The sequence below is a fragment of the Ruegeria sp. AF1 genome, assembly GCF_056542125.1.
In genome coordinates this window covers 1-3,371 of the sequence record NZ_JBQFZG010000038.1, presented here as the reverse complement: position 1 = coordinate 3,371, position 3,371 = coordinate 1, and the positions used below count along the sequence as shown (strand labels likewise).

Here is a 3,371-nt window from a genome sequence, read left to right as displayed (position 1 = left end):
CTACTGGTTGAGCAGGTTTTTGAGGTATTTTCCGTATTCGTTTTTGCCGAATCTTTGGGCGCGGGCTTCGAGGTCGTGGTCGTTGATCCAGCCCAGCGTATGGGCGATTTCGTCGGGTGATCCGGTTTGCAGGCCTTGCCTGTCCTGAAGCGTGCGCACGAAGTTTCCGGCGTCCAGCAGGCTTGCATGGGTTCCGGTATCCAGCCAGGCATATCCGCGTCCCATGCGGTTGACGCTGAGCAACCCGGCCTCAAGGTACATTTCAAGCAAGGTGACAATCTCAAGCTCGCCGCGTGCAGACGGTTTTACGGCGCGGGCCCGTTCAGGGGCAGAGCCGTCCAGAAAGTACAGCCCGGTCACGGCGTAGTTCGATGGCGGCACTTGAGGTTTCTCGACAATCTGGGTGACGGCGCCAGCCTCGTCATAGGCCACGACCCCGTAGCGTTCGGGATCAGCGACCCGATAGCCGAAAACGGTGCCTCCCGTCTCTTTGGCGTCTGCCGATTGCAGGATCTCGGGCAGGCCGTGCCCGAAGAAAATGTTGTCGCCCAGCACCATGGCCGAGGGGGCACCATCCAGAAAGTCTTCTGCCAGAATATAGGCTTGCGCTAACCCGTCAGGAGAAGGTTGAACAATCCAGGTCAGGGACAGGCCCCATTGGCTTCCGTCGCCCAACAGGCGCTGAAACTGCTCCTGATCCTGCGGCGTCGTGATCATCGCGATGTCGCGGATCCCGGCCAGCATCAGCACCGAAAGGGGGTAATAGATCATCGGCTTGTCATAGATGGGCAAAAGCTGCTTCGAGACGCCCATCGTGATCGGATAAAGACGGGTACCTGACCCGCCTGCCAGAATGATACCTTTGCGTTTCTTGCCGTTCCGGGTCGTCATGTGCCGAGCTCTCCAAGGTCTTCAAGTATGCTGTGCAGGCCCGCCTTCCAATCCGGACGGGGCACGCCCAGGTCCGTTGTCAGTGTCGTGCAGTCCAGGCGGCTGTTCAGGGGGCGTTTCGCGGGGGTCGGGTATGCGCTGGACGGGATGTCTTCGACATTGCAGTCAATGCCGGCCTGATCGAAGATCTCGCGGGCAAAATCGGCCCAGCTGACATCAGGGCCACCGCTGCAATGGTAAATTCCGGTCTTTTCATCCGGGTTTGTCAAAAGGGCACGGGCCGCGCCCACACAGGCCCCGGCCAGTTCCGCCGCCGGGGTTGGCCCGCCAATCTGGTCTGCGACGATCGTCAGGCGGTCACGCTCTTTGCCGAGGCGCAGCATGGTTTTGACGAAGTTATGTCCATGTGGCGACACCACCCACGAGGTTCGTATGATTGCATGGGGTCCGCCCGCCGCAATCACACCGGCCTCACCCGCCAGCTTGGTGCGCCCATAGGCGCCCAGCGGGCCGGTCGCGTGGTCGGGCGGAAACGGGGCCGTGCCCGCCCCGTCAAACACATAATCCGTCGAGACCTGAACAAACGGCAATCCGCGCCCGGCCGCAGCTTTGGCCAGCGCCGCGGGCGTGGTTCCGTTGATCAGCAGGGCAAGGTCTTCCTCCGCCTCGGCCTTGTCGACGGCGGTATATGCGGCGGCGTTGATCACCGCATCCGCATCGGTGTTGCGAACCAGGGCCGCGCACCCTTCGGGATCGGTAAAATCCGCCTTGTCGCGCCCAAGCGCTTCAACCGAGATTTCCCCGCCACACCGGATCAGTTCCCGGCCCAGCTGACCGGTCGCCCCGAAGACCAGAAGTTTCACGCGCTGACCCCCAGCCGTTCGCCAACGCCGGACCGGCCTTGCAGGGACCGCCACCACTCTTCATTGTTCAGGTACCATTCAACCGTTCTGCGCAGACCCTCCTCTACCGTCACGGATGGGCGCCAGTTCATTTCGTTGCGCATCCGCGAGGGATCGATGGCGTAACGCGCATCATGCCCGGGGCGGTCTGTGACAAAGGTGATCTGGTCCGCATAGACCCCCTGCGGTTTCGGGCGCAGGTCGTCCAGGATCGCGCAAAGCGTCTGCACCAGTTCCAGATTGCTGCGCTCGTTCTCGCCACCGATGTTGTAGGACCGGCCGACAGCCCCCTTTTGCACCACCAGCAAAAGCGCGTCGGCGTGATCCTCGACATACAGCCAGTCGCGGACATTCGAGCCGTCACCATAGATCGGCAGCGCCTTGCCCGCGATTGCGTTCAGGATCACAACAGGGATCAGCTTTTCAGGGAAATGATAGGGTCCGTAATTGTTCGAACAGTTGGTCAGCACCACCGGCAGGCCATAGGTCTCGTGCCAGGCCCGGACCAGATGATCGCTGGAGGCTTTCGATGCGGAATAGGGTGACCGCGGATCATAGGGAGTATCCTCGGTGAACTGGCCGGAGGGCCCCAGGCTGCCAAAGACTTCATCGGTCGAGATATGGTGGAACCTGAAAGTGTCCGGTTTTCCCTGTCCGGCCCAATAGCTGCGCGCCGCCTCCAGCATGTTGTATGTGCCCAGGACATTGGTTTCGATGAAAGCCCCCGGCCCGTCGATGGACCGGTCAACATGGGATTCTGCCGCCAGGTGCATCACCGCATCAGGCGCATGTTCGGCAAACACCGCCTTCAGGGCCGCAGGGTCGCGGATATCTGCGTGAACAAAGGCATAGTTCGGGTTCTCTGCAACCTCGGCAACATTGTCGAGGCAGGCCGCATAGGTCAGCGCATCAAGGTTCACGACCTGATGTCCGTCCGCAATGGCACGCCGCACGACCGCGGACCCGATGAAACCCGCACCACCTGTCACCAACAGTTTCATATTCTATCCTTCGTAAACAAACGGGCTGTCAAAATCGGCCAGGGCAGGCGCAATCCTGTCCTTGTCGCTCAGCACCGGGTTCCCCTGCAAGGGCCAATCAATACCACAGGTGTCCCAGCGCACACCCCCATCGGCATCCGCATTGTAAGAGCTGGTACATTTGTAGCAGATTTCGGTGTCGGGCTCTAACGTCACAAAACCATGGGCAAAACCCGCCGGCACCCAAAGCTGTCGCCCGTTCTCAAAGCTGAGCTCGATGCCGAAAGATTGCCCATAGGTCGGCGATCCCTTGCGGATATCGACAGCGACATCATAAAGCGCCCCCCGGCCCGCCCGAACCAATTTGCCCTGCGCATGCGGAGGCGCCTGAAAATGCAGGCCGCGCAATGTCCCCACCGCGGACGACAACGAATGGTTGTCCTGCACAAACTCCGGCAACACAACCCCAGCCTCTTCCAGCCGCGCCTTGTTCCAGCTTTCAGAAAAAAACCCCCGCAAATCCCCATGCCGCTGCGGGCGAATAACCAACACACCCGACAACCCCGTCCGCTCAATCTCCATAACACCTAACCTCAAC

Annotated in this window: 4 protein-coding genes; all 4 read right to left on the bottom strand. The window is 60.7% G+C overall.

All coding sequences use genetic code 11. The annotated features are described in order from the left end of the window. From rfbA to rfbC, 4 genes are read right to left on the bottom strand one after another with little or no spacing between them, the layout of a single operon-like run. Entirely contained in the window at positions 1-891 is an 891-nt protein-coding gene (rfbA, locus tag ACR0BK_RS20285) for a glucose-1-phosphate thymidylyltransferase RfbA (RefSeq protein WP_480521544.1), read from the bottom strand. Continuing rightward, on the bottom strand, positions 888-1,754 hold the full coding sequence (rfbD, locus tag ACR0BK_RS20280) for a dTDP-4-dehydrorhamnose reductase (protein WP_480556056.1): 867 nt from the start codon (positions 1,752-1,754) through the stop codon (positions 888-890). The genes rfbA and rfbD overlap by 4 nt, the downstream gene beginning before the upstream one ends. Further along, a complete protein-coding gene (rfbB, locus tag ACR0BK_RS20275) occupies positions 1,751-2,794 on the bottom strand; it encodes a dTDP-glucose 4,6-dehydratase (protein WP_480556055.1) in 1,044 nt (347 codons plus the stop codon). Before rfbB ends, rfbD begins: the two co-directional genes overlap by 4 nt. A gap of 3 nt (positions 2,795-2,797) precedes the next feature. Beyond that, positions 2,798-3,355 (bottom strand): dTDP-4-dehydrorhamnose 3,5-epimerase, encoded by a 558-nt coding sequence (gene rfbC / locus ACR0BK_RS20270; RefSeq protein ID WP_480484787.1) that lies wholly within the window; start codon positions 3,353-3,355, stop codon positions 2,798-2,800. Positions 3,356-3,371: the final 16 nt, after the last annotated feature.

Coding starts and splice junctions, on each gene's coding strand:
- rfbA (WP_480521544.1), bottom strand. CDS start 891: ATGACGACCCGGAACGGCAAGAAACGCAAAGGTATCATTCTGGCAGGC.
- rfbB (WP_480556055.1), bottom strand. CDS start 2,794: ATGAAACTGTTGGTGACAGGTGGTGCGGGTTTCATCGGGTCCGCGGTC.
- rfbC (WP_480484787.1), bottom strand. CDS start 3,355: ATGGAGATTGAGCGGACGGGGTTGTCGGGTGTGTTGGTTATTCGCCCG.